This is a genomic window from Vibrio hepatarius (genome assembly GCF_001274785.1).
Classification (GTDB): domain Bacteria; phylum Pseudomonadota; class Gammaproteobacteria; order Enterobacterales; family Vibrionaceae; genus Vibrio; species Vibrio hepatarius.
This window is the reverse complement of record NZ_LHPI01000019.1, coordinates 248,019-263,074: the sequence shown is the minus strand read 5'-3', so window position 1 is coordinate 263,074 and position 15,056 is coordinate 248,019. Positions and strand designations below refer to the sequence as shown.

Here is a 15,056-nt window from a genome sequence, read left to right as displayed (position 1 = left end):
GCGGGTTTGATATAGTTCTAAATTATTGATTAATACGTCACAGTATCCTGTAAAAATGGCGCTGAATTAAGAAACCAGCGCCATATGATGACTGGCTAGAAACCGCGGCTTTTCCAGAACTCCCCTTCGTCTCTAGCGTAAACGTCGAACGTTTTGTCTGCGATCACTTTGCCGCCTAGCGTGATCGTCATGCGCCACTTACCGATGTTAGACTCCATGCCATTGATTGGGTCGAGCAGTTGAATCGTGTCACCTAAGTAGAAGTCCCAGTCATTGCTACCGACGTGCAAATCACCGGTAAACGGTTCGAGTACCTGCCCTTTTTTACCCAGCACGCCCGGATGCTCGATACAGAACTCAATCACTTCACCCTTGGCTTTCTTGATATTGATGATGTAGCCAAACTCAACCTCTTCGTCAGCGGGTACTTTGGTGGTGAATTCTTGGATCTTCGGTAGATGCTTAGAATGAGAATCCCACTCTTTGTAAATGCCATAAGAAGTCATTTCAACTACTGGGGAACGCTTTGCCATTCTTGCCACCGCTTTTTCATTTTTTCGATTGTTTCAGGCTCGACGCCATGAATATTGCCAAAGTTCTCTGTGCATTCGATCACTTCAAGTGTAGCCCCGTAGCGCTTTGCCATCTTGAAGTAAGGCGCCATCTCCCAACGACGAACAAAAGTATTGGAGACCACAACACTTTGCTTACGCGCCAAACTTTTCGCCGTCATCGCCTGGCACCATTGATGCGCCAACGCGATCTTTTCAGCTTGGTACGAATAACAACCTTTGTTATCAACAAAGTACATATCAGCTTCGTAATGATTGGCGGGAAAGGTTTTCGCTAGAGTGCTTTTTCCTGAACCGGGTAAACCACGAATAAGGGTCAGTTTGAGGGTCATCAAATGTGAGATTAGAGTTTGTTTGCCCGAATCATAATATGAAATGGCTCTAAATTGCTATCGACAAGCCGATCTTATTGGGTTAAGTTTAGATGTATAGACGTCCATAAACAATGCTTAGGGAGTAAGCTGTGCCTATTAAGATCCCCGATCAATTACCTGCAACTGACGTATTAAGACAGGAAAACATATTCGTCATGCCAGAATCTCGTGCTTCCACGCAGGAGATTCGTCCGCTCAAGGTTCTGATCCTCAATCTTATGCCTAAGAAAATTGAGACGGAAACTCAGTTTCTGCGTCTACTGTCTAACAGTCCGCTGCAAGTCGATATCGAACTGCTGAGAATCGATGATCGCCCGAGCAAAAACACCCCAACCGAACACTTGGATAATTTTTATCGTCAATTCGAAACCATCAAAGGACGTAACTTTGATGGATTGATTATTACTGGCGCGCCTTTGGGCTTGGTTCAGTTTGAAGATGTGATCTACTGGGATCACTTACAAACGATTATGAGCTGGGCAAAAGACCACGTCACCTCAACATTGTATGTCTGTTGGGCGGCGCAAGCGGGTTTGAAACTGCTCTACAATTTGCCAAAACGCACTCGCAAAGAGAAGTTGTCTGGCGTGTATCATCACGAAATCCATCACCCGTACCATCCTGTTTTACGTGGTTTTGATGACACATTCTTAGCGCCGCATTCTCGTTATGCAGACTTCTCGCCAGAATACCTCGAAGAGCATACTGACCTTGATATTCTTGCGACGTCTGATGTCGCGGGTGTCTACCTTGCAACAACCAAAGACAAGCGTAATGTGTTTGTCACCGGACATCCTGAGTACGACCCGTTAACACTGCATAACGAGTACATCCGTGATTTGGGCGAAGGTATGGAACCAGCGATTCCAGTTAACTATTACCCGAACAACAACCCAGATAATAAGCCAAGCGCAAGCTGGCGTAGCCACGGACATCTTCTGTTCGCAAACTGGCTCAATTACTGCGTTTACCAGCAAACTCCATACGATCTTGAACACTTTAGCGAAGCCAACTTCACTAAAGACGACGATTAAACCATCCAACAAAGGGCTGACTTCAAGCCCTTTTGTTTTCTCTGCCTTTTCATTCTGGCGATAATTGCCGAGTCAGTCGCATACTTCCGTTATGCACCTAATCACAAGCCGTTGTTTACGTTATACATGCTACTAAATTCTTCAGGGTAGAAAGATATTATGCGTCGTTTAGGAATTCTGTTGGCGATAACTCTATCAGGCTGTGTCACTGTGGAAACGAGTAGCAACTCGGAACCCGTCGCCGAACCAAAAGAGCGCGCAGAAGCGCGAATTGCACTGGGGATTGGATACCTAGAGCAAGGCAACATGTACAAAGCGCGAGAAAATCTAGAGAAGGCGATGGAGCACTACCCTGGTTACTACCGTGCTCAGCTCTCGATGGCGCACTACTTTGAGAAAGTCGGTGAAGCAAAGTCTGCACAACGTATGTATGAAACGGCGCTAAGACAGCACCCACGAAACGGTAACGTACTCAATAACTACGGCACTTTCCTATGTAAGCTCGGTGACTATGACAAAGCCGATAAATTTTTTAGGAAAGCCGTTGAACAGCCCTATTACTATCTCATTTCTGCCAGCTACGAAAATGCTGCGTTTTGCGCGTTGAAAGCGGGAAATGTCGATCAAGCGAAAACCTACTTCAGTCGCACTCTAGACCACGATCCAAACCGAGTTCGAGCGCTGCTTAACTTGGCGAAGCTAGAAATAGACGCTGGCGAATTTACCGAAGCAAGAATTCGACTAATGAAGTTTAATCAGAGATACGGAGTGCAAAAGGCGTCGCTACAACTGCTGGCAGAGTTAGAGAGCAAAGCCGGAAACGAAGCGCTAGAGCAGAAGTATCGTAAGACGCTTGAACAGCTGGGATAAGTTATTTTCGACGTCGGTGGTGCGTCCTGCGCCTCCGACGTACTCTCGAAGCGCGTAGGATCTTCTGATGTTCTTTGTAGAGAATTCGAATGAACCCAACTAATCCAATCAACAACAGAACGCTAAAAAGCCATAGAAAGCTGGTACAAAACCATTCAGGTTGACAGGGCATATAAATTTCAAAGTCCATACACCCTCTCCTTTATCAACTCTTTAGTTTTAACCAATCTTGGCGCTGCTTAGGCGTTTTGAACGTCCAAGCCATAAAGCGACTCACTTTTTGTCCTTGGCTCATTTCAACAATCTGAACTTCTTTCGCCCCTGCTTTCTCGAGGTTTTTACGCATCCAACGCACGTTGTCTTTTTTCGAAATCAGGGTTGAGAACCAAAGCACTTGGTCAGCAAAATCTCGGCTTTCAAAAGCCATATTCTTGATGAACGCGGCTTCGCCACCCGGACACCAAAGCTCGGCGTTTTGACCGCCAAAGTTGAGTATAGGTGATTCTTTTGGCTTAATATTTTGACTTACTTGGCCTCTTTTGGCTTTGTTCGCCGACAGATTCCTCAATTTGCGATCTGTGCCTTGTTGGGCCTCTTGCAAGGACTTATGGAATGGCGGGTTACAAGTCGTCAGATCGTAATGCTCGCCCGGTTGAATGATGCCTTTGAAAAAATGTCGGCTATCACTTTGTAGTCGACATTCGATCTTCCCTTTCAGACCATTATTCTGCTTCGCAATCAAATTGGCGTTTTTCACCGATACTGGATCAACATCAGAACCCACATACGTCCACCCGTATTGTGTGCTGCCGACAATCGGGTAAATACAGTTCGCACCGACGCCAACATCCAATGCACGAACCAAGTTATGCTTTAGCGACTTAGACTCTTTCGTCAACAATTCCGCTATACGGTGCACATAGTCTGCACGCCCCGGAATGGGTGGACAAAGATACCCCTCAGGGATATCCCAGAAAGTGACACCGTAATGATGAGCTAACAACGCCTTATTCAACAACTTAACTGCAGCCGGATCAGAAAAGTTGATGCTCTGTTCACCTTTTGGATTCTTAATCACAAAACGTTTCAGCTCTGGCAGTGCAGCAACCAACTTAGGAAAATCATAACGCCCTTGATGAACATTTCGAGAATGCAGTCCCGTTTTACCTTTGACGGTGGTCACTTTCATCTCAGAGGCGTTGACCGCCGGCTTCGCTGATGTGTTTGGCTTGGCTTTGGCTCGGTTTGGTTTATTCGCTTGGTTCATTTCGGTTCATTCTGTTTAGCGGTTTCAAGATAAATCATAAACAAACGAGCATCCAGCTCTAGCTGATGGTATTCCGGTTCCATGTGGCAGCACAGCTGATAAAACGATTTGTTGTGCTCTTTCTCTTTTAGGTGTGCCAGCTCATGCACGACTAACATGCGCAGCAACGGCTCCGGCGCGGTTCTGAACACACTGGCAATGCGGATTTCGTTCTTTGATTTAATTTTTCCACCATGGACTTTCGCGACATAGGTATGTAGGCCAAGTGCATTATTGATTAGGTGGATTTTACTGTCGTACACCACTTTACTTAGCGGCGCGGTCTTTTTCATATAACGATTTTTGATCGCCATGGTGTATTCAAACAGCGCTTTTTCACTCTTAATGGTGTGGTTCTCAGGGTAGCGGTTTTCAAACCAGGCTTTCAATCGACCAGAGTCCACCAGCTTAGTCACTGGCGTCGTTATGTGCTCTGGGTAGCCCTGAATGTATCGAAGTGCAGGATTCATTGGTCAGTTCATTAGTTATAGCGCCTACAGGATACCGTCTATCTATTCCTGTAGGCAACTAAACATAGCGCGGCCCTGCATTATTAGCTGCGATTAACAACCAAAAAACCGAGCGTCGGTTTGAGCCTCGCGAGTAAATAAGCAACTTTAGACAAGCCGATGCGAATCTCTTCCTGTCCTCGCCCCAGCTGTTGCAGCGTCTCTTTCGCGACGTTCTGTGGCGTCGTCGCTTTCACTGTCTCAGGCAAGCCATTGGCGTGAAATGGCGTGTCTACCAATGGCGGTAGCACTTCAATCACCTTTAAGTCGTGGTGTTTGGTCTGCTCTCTCAGGCTTTGCGTAAAGCTGTGCAGCCCTGCTTTCGCCGCACAGTAATATGGATTAGCAGCTTTAGGCTTGTACACTAAACCTGTGGTCACATTGATTATCATTGAACCCGGTTGGCGTAATAATCTTGGTAGTGCTTCAAGAGACATACCGATATGAGCTTCAAGATTGTGTTTGAGTTCCAGCTCATAATCATCCAGATCGTCCAACTCCAAGGCGCGAGACATACGTTCGACCAACTTATGTGAACGACTCCATCCAGCGTTATTTATCAGCACATTGAAATTGGGATAATGTTCATCCATCCAACGAAAGAACGCGGCTCGCTCCTCTCTAATGCTGATATCCATGCTAAAGGTAGTGACACCTCTGGCTTCCAGCTCGGCGAGTTTCTTCTTATCCCGACCAATCACGATCAATTGATTTTCCGCTTGTAACCTTTTAACCAACTCAAGTCCTATACCAGAACTGCCTCCCGAAATGACGATGGTTTTACCGACGAGTGTTGAATGTTGCATAGCTATTCCCCTGCTAGTTATCTGTACGAGCAACTACGATAGCGAGGTAACTGCTAAACAACTTTAACAAAGGTTAAAAGTAAACTTTATCCACGTTTATGATAGGCATTTTGTACTCCCAATCGAGCTCGTATACGCGATAAAGACACTTCGGAGATACCAAGATAAGAAGCGATATGATAGTTCGGTAGTACCTGACGTAATGACGGATAGCGCAAGCAGAAATCCTGATACAACTCTGTTGGCGACAATAGGAGTAAGTCGGCTTCTCGATTCTCTTTCTTTAGCGCCAAGCGCATTAACATCGCTTGCGTTAAGACCTGTAGGTCGGCTTGTTGGCTCGCTAGTGTCTGTAACTTGTCATACGGCAGGCTAATACATTCCACCGCTGTGAGTGCATCACAACCAAATCTTGCCGGAGATTGCTGGTGCATTGAAGACAAGCTTGAGGCTACCTCTCCAGTTTGCAAAAAAGACTTATTGCACCGTGTACCATCAAGTTTGATGTAGTAATGGCAGGCAATACCAGAGCAAACAAATCTTAGCTCGCGAGTGATATCTCCTGGATTGAAAATACTCTCACCAGAAGCAAATTTAACGTACCTGCCAGCCTTTACGAGTAACGCCTTCGAGTCATCCGAGATTGGCGTTAGATTGTCGAGAACTTTGAATAACGCTTCAAACGCGCTAGTGATCTCCATACCTGTTCTTCCTTCTAAACTCGTCATTAAAGACAACTGAGCGAAACACCACCATACGACAAAAGTACTCCTAACTTTCAAAAGAGTCCTTTCACCGGACTTGCCATTCATCGTCTTTTCATTACACTTCACCAGACTCGGAATTAGGAGCTCACGAATGAAACGACTTGTACTGTACGTTAAAGACAAATGCCCGCATTGCAAAGATGCGCAGCGTTATCTTGACTCAAAAGGTTACCAGTACCGTTTAACCAACGCGAAAATGCAACGCGGACGTAAAGAGTTAGACGCCATCGGTGCGCGCTCTCTACCTGTTTTAAAGATCGGTGATCGCTATATGATCGGTTGGAATCAGAAAAACTTTGAGCGTATGTATAAAGATAGCTAAGCCACTTTGCGCGGTCATTTCACAACCGCGCTTAGTCACTACCGCGCTTAGGTAGCTAATCCCAACCTATCTGTTCATATCTGTAATGGTTTGCGCTTTGTAGCACTGCGCACTGTCGTCAAACACAAACTCTAACTCATTTTTGATGCTCTCGAGCTTGTCCTTTTGATAGTGAGAGACATACAGCAATTGGCTTAGATTCTCGCGCGCGATTAACTCTAACGCATTCTTTACTAAGCGACGCCCTAAATAATCCAACCCTTGGTATGGTTCATCAAGAATCAGCAAAGCAGGCTGTTTGACGATCGCTCGAGCAATAAGCAGTAGGCGCTGTTGTCCATATTCCAACGAGCGAAACGACACATTGGCGTACTCGGTCATATGTAGGATTTCCAACCACTCGCGAGCAATTTGAATCTCTTTCTTCGACGGTTGCTGATATAAGCCAATCGAGTCGTAAAAGCCTGAAAGGATCACTTCTAACGCATTACAACTCACGCGGTACTGCAAATGCAGCGCGGAAGAGACCATACCGATATTCTTTTTGATTTCCCAAATCGTTTCACCGCTGCCACGCTTTTTACCGAAGATGTCTATGTCGTTGGAATAGCACTGAGGATGATCACCGAAGATAAGCCCTAACAGGGTACTTTTACCACAGCCGTTCGGGCCTTTGATTTGCCAATGCTGGCCGTTTTCTATGCGCCAGTTGAGGTCGGTGAAAATGGTTTTATCTGTGTACTCGACTCGCCCATTACGGATTTCAAATACTGGATTGGAGAAATAAGGATCGTGCTGGTGACGATGGATAAGTGCCAGCATCTCTTCACTTTGCTGTTGGGATTGCGACTTGATCTGCGCAATGACAGGATGGTTTTCCCACTCGCTCTTGCACATCACATTCTCTAAATGGCCGTGATTAAACAGCGCGATATGCTCTACCCAATCTGGCATGTCTTCTTCGCGGTTGAAGGTCACCAACATCTGAGTGGTTTTCGCCAACTCAGTCAGGTAAGTCGCAAGCGTTGCTCGGTGTGCAATATCCAAACCAGTGAATGGGTTGTCCAGCACCAGTAATTCAGGCTGAGTGGCTAACGCGCGCGCAATCATTACACGCCTTGTTTCACCAGTAGAAAGTACTCGAAAGCCGCTCGATGCTAAGTGGACTAAGTCTAAGTCTTCGATTAACCGCTCGGTTAACTCTTGATTTTGGCATTGGTCAAAAACCAGCGCATAGACGCTGCTACCTTTATCAATTCGGTCGAGAAAATCGGTGTCATCTTTGGCGATCTCATCTTCCAATAATCGTTGTTGTTCAACCAAAGAGACTTGAGCAATTTTACCTTCTCCCTTGCTCACGACGCCCGCAGTTACATCCAATTCATCGCACAGCAAACATCCTAGCGCTGAGCCAATATCGCCCTCGGTACTAAATACGCCCCAAGATTCCTTGTCGGCTACGTTCCAGTTGTCGATGGTTAAGCGGTTGGTTCCCGAATCTACGCTCAGGTCTTTAATGTTGATTTGCATGGTTAGGCTTCCTTACCCTCGTTCTTTTTAGAGTTTTAGACAAACTACTGTAATCAATCAGTTGGTGCGATTAAGGATGTAAAAAACGTGATACCGGCATCTAACTTTGTACCTCTTATTTATGCGCGGCATACTGCTTAACGAACTCGATAAATGTACGGTCAGCAACAGAAAGATAACCATCCCTGCGCCAGGCAAGCGCAAGGTTGAGTTTCACTCGCTCGTCAAACGGCACCGCCACGACTTCCGATTCGTGGTCGGTGACCAGTTCGAGCAAAGCGGTAATCGCAAACTCGTGTTTGACGATACTCAAAATCATCGGCAGCAAGTTTGTCTCAAACGAAAATTGCATTTCTGTGCCGTATTGCTGCGCTTTCTTCTCAATAAAATCACGATGAAAATAGCCACGCTGGAACATCACCAACTCGTGCTCAAAAAACTGCTCAAAGCTGATGGTCTGTTGCTGAGCGATGGGGTGCTGCTTGCCGACCACCGCGACCATTTCGCTGTCGAGTAACGAGTCTACTTCCAAGTCATCAGGTACGTTTTCGTTATTGATCACCCCGATATCGAGTTCACCATCGAGCAACATCTGTTTGATAGATCCCGTGCCCGCATCAACCAAGGTGAGTTTTAAATTTGGGTAGCGCATCTTAAACGCCATCATGATCTCTGGAAAAAAGTATGAGCCCATCATGCTTGGCGCACCCAATCGCACTTCGCCTTTTTCCAACCCTTTCAGCTCATCGATGGCCAGTTGCGCATCTTCAATTTGCTGTAAAACCCGTTTGGCGTGTTCGTAAAGCACTTTGCCTTCATCGGTCAATGCTACTTTGCGTTCTTCGCGGCGAAACAATTCAACGCCCAGCTGCTGCTCGAATTTCTTAATAGAAATACTCAATGCGGGCTGAGCGATGTGCAGCGCTTTCGCCGCGAGCGTGAAGTGATTGTGCTCGGCAACGGCGACAAAATGGCGTAGGTGTTTGGAGTCCATAACTCTTGATATATAAAATATATGAGGTCGATATTTTTAATATATTTTATCAATCCAACTTCCACTGATACATTGCTCACACTATCCACACAAAAGCTAACGGCAAAATGATTGAATCAGGCACGAAAGAGTATCGACAAGTCACCTTATGTTTGGCATTGGGCTCTTTCCTTGTATTTTGTAACTTGTACTTATTCCAGCCAATGTTGCCTTACATGGCGCAACACTTTGCCGTAAGTGAAACACAAATCAACTGGATCTTCGCCGCTTCAACATTGGCTCTTTCTGTTTGTTTAGTGCCTTGGGCGGTGGCTTCCGAGTCCTTTGGTCGCCGTAACGTGATGCTATTCGGCTTACTTGCCATGCCTGTCATCGGTATCGCGATGCTGCTTAGCCAGACGTTAATCAGCATTATCATACTTAGAGCGATCATGGGCATTGCCTTAGCTGCGTTTGCTTCGGTTGCCGTGGCTTACATGGTGGAAGAACTTTCAGAGCAAGCGTTTAGCCGCGCCATTGGTGGCTACATTGCAGCTAACTCATTGGGTGGTATCGTAGGGCGAATCGCTGGCGGTACGTTAACCGATGCGTTTGGCTGGCAACAAGCAGTGGTTGTTATCGCCATTGTCACATTAATTGCGGGCATTGCCGTTGCGTATCTATTACCAAAGCAGCAACACTTTACTCCGCAACGTGGCATGCTGCGTTATCACAACCGCGCGTTGGTCAAACATCTTCAAAATAAGACCATCTTAATTGCGATGCTGATCGGCGGTGTTAACTTTGCACTGTTCGTCAACCTCTACTCAGTAATGGGCTTTAGAATGGTCGCGGAGCCGCATTCCCTACCGATTGGTTTAGCATCGTTGATCTTCTTGTGCTATCTGGCTGGCACGCTGAGCTCAAAACTCACCTCGGTGTGGAACAAACATTACGCGCCGATTCCGGGTATGGTGGTGGGCTCTCTGATTAGCTTATCTGGAATGTTGATCGCTTACTTCGAGAGCATTCCAGCGATGGTCATTGGTTTGATGTTGATAAGCTCGGGCGCGTTTTTCACTCACACACTTGCCTACGCTTGGGTGAGCCAAAAAGCCACTCACGCGAAAGCCACCGCAACGGCACTCTACCTAGTGCACTACTATGTCGGTGGTAGTTTGGGTGGATTCTTCCTAATTTATTGTTGGCAGCATGGTGGGTGGGGAACGGTGATTCAGGGTGGCTTAGCACTTTACACTGCTTTATTCGCGCTGTTTTTCATCTTGTCTAAGACCTACGCGTCTAGGGTCAGCTCGAGCGCTACACAAAACGCGCCACAATCCAGAGATTCTGCTATTCTTGCAGCAAATTCAAATCTGGAACCAAAATGACAATGAATCGCTCAACGGTTGAGATCGCTGAACAAGTAAACCAGTGGCTCAACGATGTGGTTATCGGGCTTAACTTATGCCCTTTCGCCGCTAAGCCTCAACGCAATAAACAGATCAAAATCTACGTCAGTGAAGCAAGCCAAGAAGAAGCACTGCTAGAAGATATTCTCACCCAGTTGATGGAACTGGACTCGACAACCGCGGAAGAGCTAGAGACAACGCTGGTGGTTGTACCCAACATGCTGAGTGACTTCTACGATTACAATTTGTTTATTGACTGGGTTGAAGCGCTGATTCGTCAGCAAAACTGGGAAGGTGTTTTCCAGCTCGCGACTTTCCATCCAGACTACTGTTTTGGTGGTACAGATCCAGAAGACGATGAGAACTTGACCAATCGCTCGCCGTATCCAGTCTTCCACCTGATCCGCGAAGAGAGCATGGAAAAAGTACTCAAGCACTATCCAAATCCAGAAGCGATTCCTGATACCAATATTGCACGCGTTGAATCACTGACTGATGAAGAGAAACGCAAACTATTCCCTTATCTCTTCAGGTAAACGCCAGCACACAAAGAGCATCTTAATGGTGCTCTTTTGGTTTCTGTCTGGCCATCAACATTGACCGCTCTATCTTGCATAAAAATGGCAGCTTGCGCCCAGCTTTGGTAGTATTGCGCCACCATAAATTAATCCAGGTTCAAGACATGCACCTTTCAAAACTTACCAACGAAATCTTTGAGCATCTTTACCGCGATATCACTGAATTCCGCAGTACTTTCGACCTTCCAGTCGCCTCTCCAGAAAGCTTAGATGAGAAAGCAGATACGCTACACACATCATTAGCAATTGAAGAGCTAACTGAGTTAGCCGAAGCGGATTGTAAAACAGAGCAAGCAGATGCGATCGTTGATAGTGTTTATGTCTTAATGGGTCGTCTGGTTCATTTGGGCCACGATAAAATCGAAGATAACCTTGCGATTAACTACTTAATTGATCTGCTACTTAACGTTGCTGTAAACCGTGGCATCGACTTTGTTCCTTGTTGGGATGAAGTGCATTCAAGCAACATGAGCAAAGTATGTCGCAACGAAAAAGAGTACGCAGATACAGAAGCGTACTACGCTGAGCAAGGCATCAAGCTGATGGCGGTTCAGAAAGGCGATTACATCATCGCTAAATGTGCAGAAGATTTCGTGTCTGACAGCAAAACTATTCGCCAAGGAAAAGTACTGAAATCGGTATACTACCGCCCAGCGGATCTTGCGTCTTTGACGGCATAATCAATCGTCAGATAAAAAGCCGCCACCTTGGGCGAACCCTAGGTGGCGGAAGCTGCCATAAAACAAAGTGGCTTTAATTTAAACCAATTCTCTGGTTTCCCTTCAAATTGGCCAAGCCTAACAAGAACGAGAATGTATCGATTTAACTAAAGCGATTAGCGTGCCAAGTTTGCATACATTCGTAAGTTATTGATTTATGGTACAGCTCGATTTCCTGTCTCTATTTGAGTTGATGAGATTGAGCAAAGTGAGTGCAACTTGCACCACATTGAACAAACAATTCCTCAGTTATTCAAAGATCAGCACGGGTTTGTCGTTAACCCAAGCTTTAGTGACACTGGTTTTAAATACCCGAGCCAATTCTTCTTCGCTCAGCACATATTCTGGGGTTCCCCATTGCTGGAGTACGCCGTTATCCAACATCAAAACTTTATCTGCGTTGTGCAGAGTACGGTTAAGGTCATGATTCGACATCACCACCGCAATACCCATGTCAGCAACCGTGCGAATCAATTTATACAGCAGCCCTTCCTGCCCGATGTCTAACGGCGCCGCAGGCTCATCAAGCATTAGAACTTTGGCGTCTGGATTGAGCGTCGGCCAAACCTGAAGACAAATCGCACATAGACGTACACGTTGCCACTCACCGCCGGAAAGGTGATGAATTGGGCGCATCAACTTGTCTTCGAGTTCAAGTAGCTGCGCGAGATCTCGCACTACACCATCGACGACGTTCAGCTGCTTTTGAGCACGTGTCGGTACAGATAACATGAGGTACTGGGCAACAACTAAGTTAAACGCAGGTCGGTCGCTTTGGCTCAAAAAAGCGCGATAACTCGCCAACGCTTCCACCGAAGCTTGCTGTACATTGAGATCCGCAATCGTGACGTCACCGCCGTGCTCAAGCAAGCCCGAAATCGCTGATAAAAACGTACTCTTACCACTGCCATTCGGGCCAATAACATGGAGTATTTCACCCTGCTCTACCGTCAATGAGAGCGGTAAAAGACGTGAGCCGACCGATAAACTACTAACGCGAATCATGATTTTTCACCAACATCCAAATGAAAATTGGTGCTCCGATTGACGTTGTCACGACGCCTAAAGGCAGCTCCGCTGAGTCAAGTGAGGTGCGAGCAATAATATCGGCGAAAACCAGCAAGGCCGCACCACTCAATGCCGACATGGGTAACAAGTAGCGGTTTTCGCTGCCAAGTGAAAGGCGCAGTAAATGTGGAACTACCAATCCAACAAAACCGATCACTCCGCCCAATGCCACTGCGCCGCCAACCAATACCGAGACGGCGAGAATCAGCTTCCATCGCACAGCTTCCACATCGATACCCAATTGTTTCGCGTGCGTTTCACCCATCATCAGTTTGTCTAACACTTGTCCTTTAAAGCAGAGCCAAATCAAAACTGGCAAGAGCATTAGCGTCAGAATATGGTGATACCAACTCGCACCGCCAACACTACCCATTAACCAGTACATAAGCTGTCTTAGGCTTAGGTCATCACTGAAGTAGAACGCCCAGGTCACTACTGCGCCGCTCAAGATGCCTAGAGCCACACCAACCAGCAGCAAACGCGTGGTGGTTAAGCGGGCAACTTGTGCGAAAGAGACCAAAAGCAAGGTAAAGAGTAACGCACCAACCACCGCGGCCAACATAAAGCCGACAGGCGTGGCAAACACGGGAATGAAAAACAGCACCAACACCATCATGACACTGGCACCGCCAGAAATGCCAAGTACACCCGGTTCAGCTAACACATTGCCGAGCAGCACTTGTAGCACCGCACCCGAGACAGCCAATGAGGCACCAATAGCAATTGCCGTCAACAATCGCGGTAAACGTAATTGCAGTACCAGTTGCTCCATTAGCGGAGTCACTTCAGAAAATGGGGAGATAAAGACTTCCCCTACCATTAGGTAGAGCGAAGAGAAAAGCAGAAGGCTCACAATGGCCGCAATCGCGAAGAGGTTCCAACGGCGCTGCTTTCTGTAGATAAGTTGGCTAAATTCCATGTGTGTCCGACAAAACGAGTTTGTTGATCCTTTTTGGTACAACAATTAATGGCTTAACGATACCGTTAAGCCATTTAAATAGAAAGCCTGAACAATGAATTTAGCGCAGGATAGCGTTAGTCGTAAACGACTTGCCCTTCTTCGTAGCGTGTTTTCACCGGGCATACCATCAGAGCAGCACGCTGACCGATTGCGACATGACGATTCGGGAAGACAATTGCTTCACCTTCGTTTTTCGCCATGAGCGGTTTGTCGCCATCGTGACCAAACACTTCGCCGTGCTTAAACGCTGTGAAGTTTTCTACATTGTCGTCAAACATAAAGTCAAAATCGTCGTGCAGACGAACGATGGTGCGACTCACGCGGTACATCACTGGCGTGCGAGGCAAATGCTCTGGTTTACTAGACGCCACCAAATCACGCAGTGCTAAATCAAACGCAACCAGCTTTTCTAGCTCGTTTTCGCCAATACGCGCGACGCGTCCTAACTCAATCGTTAACGCCTGTGCGCCAAAGTTCTCAGCACTGTACCAACTAAAGGTACTAGATGGCGCATTGGAGAACATCACCGCTTCAATATGGCCACTTGCAACAAAATCCATCAAGGCTTTGCTGCGCACCGGATGACGCGTTTTCGGGCTGACAACAAACGAATAGTGTTTAGAAAGGCGAATCGCACAGTGCATGTCTAGATGCCAACGCTGATGCTGTTCTGTGCCTTGATAAAAGTCACTCACAACACGTTTTAAATTGGCGGCAATATCGACTTCTTTTGAAGGCTCGTACTCTTTGTCGTCAAAAAGTCGGTTTAGGTTAACATCGATAAAGCGCGTATGTGCGTTGGTCGCCTCTGGATGGGCAACAATAAACAGCAGTCGCTCGGTCACTGGTTGAAAACCAGTTTGGATATCGGAAATGATCTTGTCGGCAATTTCCATCGGCGCAGTTTCGTCACCGTGAACACCGCAAGATAGAATAATGTGTTTGCTATCCGCAGAAAGGTTCTTAGGAATGACTTCCAGAACGCCGCGTTGATGCAATTTAAAGACGGTTCCACCAGCTACTGTCATTTCTGCAGCTGGCATTTCTTGTTCTAAATCTAAGCTGTCGAAAAGAAAAGATTGGCGAAAGAGTTTTTTCGTCATGCGCTACTCCTTTATTGCACAGCGAGTATGTTAATGAATTGTTTTGACAAATTATGTAGGGGGGATCTCACTTATCGACTCTAAATGCTATCCCGATTTGTAATTTGGTCAGTTTGTGCACTATGAGGTGCTACTTTATGCTCTCGCGATGC

Annotated in this window: 18 protein-coding genes; 6 read left to right on the top strand and 12 right to left on the bottom strand. The window is 46.5% G+C overall.

The features are described 5' to 3' along the window. Positions 1–95: 95 nt before the first annotated feature. Positions 96–533: a DUF3859 domain-containing protein gene (locus AKJ31_RS18085; protein ID WP_053410476.1), complete on the bottom strand. Its 438-nt coding sequence runs from the start codon at positions 531–533 to the stop codon at positions 96–98. Next, a complete protein-coding gene (locus AKJ31_RS18080) occupies positions 512–904 on the bottom strand; it encodes an ATP-binding protein (RefSeq protein WP_053410475.1) in 393 nt (130 codons plus the stop codon). Before AKJ31_RS18080 ends, AKJ31_RS18085 begins: the two co-directional genes overlap by 22 nt. Positions 905–1,035: 131 nt before the next feature. Here AKJ31_RS18080 and metA point away from each other — a divergent pair, with 131 nt between their 5' ends. Together metA and pilW are read left to right on the top strand one after the other, a co-directional pair. Further along, entirely contained in the window at positions 1,036–1,980 is a 945-nt protein-coding gene (gene metA, locus AKJ31_RS18075) for a homoserine O-acetyltransferase MetA (RefSeq protein ID WP_053410474.1), read from the top strand. A 156-nt stretch (positions 1,981–2,136) separates the two neighbouring features. Further along, positions 2,137–2,850: a type IV pilus biogenesis/stability protein PilW gene (gene pilW / locus AKJ31_RS18070; protein WP_416340964.1), complete on the top strand. Its 714-nt coding sequence runs from the start codon at positions 2,137–2,139 to the stop codon at positions 2,848–2,850. Position 2,851: 1 nt separating this feature from the next. On the opposite strand, the gene AKJ31_RS23285 is transcribed toward pilW, so the two are convergent. From AKJ31_RS23285 to AKJ31_RS18050, 5 genes are all read right to left on the bottom strand, one after another. After that, entirely contained in the window at positions 2,852–3,040 is a 189-nt protein-coding gene (locus AKJ31_RS23285; protein ID WP_072161388.1) for a hypothetical protein, read from the bottom strand. 15 nt (positions 3,041–3,055) lie between these two features. Continuing rightward, a complete protein-coding gene (gene rlmF, locus AKJ31_RS18065; protein ID WP_053410472.1) occupies positions 3,056–4,117 on the bottom strand; it encodes a 23S rRNA (adenine(1618)-N(6))-methyltransferase RlmF in 1,062 nt (353 codons plus the stop codon). Continuing rightward, the gene (locus AKJ31_RS18060; RefSeq protein WP_053410471.1) at positions 4,114–4,626 is read right to left on the bottom strand and encodes a M48 metallopeptidase family protein; all 513 of its coding nucleotides are present in this window, start codon (positions 4,624–4,626) and stop codon (positions 4,114–4,116) included. The genes rlmF and AKJ31_RS18060 overlap by 4 nt, the downstream gene beginning before the upstream one ends. An 83-nt stretch (positions 4,627–4,709) precedes the next feature. Continuing rightward, on the bottom strand, positions 4,710–5,471 hold the full coding sequence (locus tag AKJ31_RS18055) for an SDR family oxidoreductase (protein WP_053410470.1): 762 nt from the start codon (positions 5,469–5,471) through the stop codon (positions 4,710–4,712). An 86-nt stretch (positions 5,472–5,557) separates the two neighbouring features. Further along, a complete protein-coding gene (locus tag AKJ31_RS18050; protein WP_053410524.1) occupies positions 5,558–6,172 on the bottom strand; it encodes a Crp/Fnr family transcriptional regulator in 615 nt (204 codons plus the stop codon). A 157-nt stretch (positions 6,173–6,329) separates the two neighbouring features. Between AKJ31_RS18050 and AKJ31_RS18045 the strand changes: the two genes are divergently transcribed. Beyond that, positions 6,330–6,560, top strand: coding sequence for a glutaredoxin family protein (locus AKJ31_RS18045; RefSeq protein WP_053410469.1), 231 nt, complete (start codon positions 6,330–6,332; stop codon positions 6,558–6,560). 66 nt (positions 6,561–6,626) lie between these two features. On the opposite strand, the gene modF is transcribed toward AKJ31_RS18045, so the two are convergent. Together modF and AKJ31_RS18035 are read right to left on the bottom strand one after the other, a co-directional pair. Beyond that, positions 6,627–8,090 carry a molybdate ABC transporter ATP-binding protein ModF gene (modF, locus tag AKJ31_RS18040; RefSeq protein WP_053410468.1) on the bottom strand — a complete coding sequence of 488 codons (1,464 nt, stop codon included), beginning with the start codon at positions 8,088–8,090 and terminating at the stop codon, positions 6,627–6,629. Positions 8,091–8,205: 115 nt separating this feature from the next. After that, on the bottom strand, positions 8,206–9,084 hold the full coding sequence (locus AKJ31_RS18035) for a LysR family transcriptional regulator (protein ID WP_053410467.1): 879 nt from the start codon (positions 9,082–9,084) through the stop codon (positions 8,206–8,208). 107 nt (positions 9,085–9,191) lie between these two features. On the opposite strand from AKJ31_RS18035, the gene AKJ31_RS18030 reads away from it, so the two are divergent. The 3 genes from AKJ31_RS18030 to AKJ31_RS18020 all read left to right on the top strand — a co-directional run bounded on the left by AKJ31_RS18030 (position 9,192) and on the right by AKJ31_RS18020 (position 11,733). Beyond that, positions 9,192–10,454, top strand: coding sequence for an MFS transporter (locus AKJ31_RS18030; RefSeq protein WP_053410466.1), 1,263 nt, complete (start codon positions 9,192–9,194; stop codon positions 10,452–10,454). Then, on the top strand, positions 10,451–11,011 hold the full coding sequence (locus AKJ31_RS18025) for a DUF1415 domain-containing protein (protein WP_053410465.1): 561 nt from the start codon (positions 10,451–10,453) through the stop codon (positions 11,009–11,011). The genes AKJ31_RS18030 and AKJ31_RS18025 overlap by 4 nt, the downstream gene beginning before the upstream one ends. Positions 11,012–11,157: 146 nt before the next feature. Beyond that, positions 11,158–11,733 carry a nucleoside triphosphate pyrophosphohydrolase family protein gene (locus tag AKJ31_RS18020; protein WP_053410464.1) on the top strand — a complete coding sequence of 192 codons (576 nt, stop codon included), beginning with the start codon at positions 11,158–11,160 and terminating at the stop codon, positions 11,731–11,733. Between the two features lie 288 nt (positions 11,734–12,021). On the opposite strand, the gene btuD is transcribed toward AKJ31_RS18020, so the two are convergent. The 3 genes from btuD to AKJ31_RS18005 all read right to left on the bottom strand — a co-directional run bounded on the left by btuD (position 12,022) and on the right by AKJ31_RS18005 (position 14,904). Continuing rightward, positions 12,022–12,777, bottom strand: coding sequence for a vitamin B12 ABC transporter ATP-binding protein BtuD (btuD, locus tag AKJ31_RS18015; protein WP_053410463.1), 756 nt, complete (start codon positions 12,775–12,777; stop codon positions 12,022–12,024). Next, positions 12,764–13,759, bottom strand: a complete 996-nt coding sequence (gene btuC / locus AKJ31_RS18010) for a vitamin B12 ABC transporter permease BtuC (RefSeq protein ID WP_053410462.1) — start codon at positions 13,757–13,759, stop codon at positions 12,764–12,766. The genes btuD and btuC overlap by 14 nt, the downstream gene beginning before the upstream one ends. A 116-nt stretch (positions 13,760–13,875) precedes the next feature. Then, on the bottom strand, positions 13,876–14,904 hold the full coding sequence (locus AKJ31_RS18005; protein ID WP_053410461.1) for a succinylglutamate desuccinylase: 1,029 nt from the start codon (positions 14,902–14,904) through the stop codon (positions 13,876–13,878). Positions 14,905–15,056: the final 152 nt, after the last annotated feature.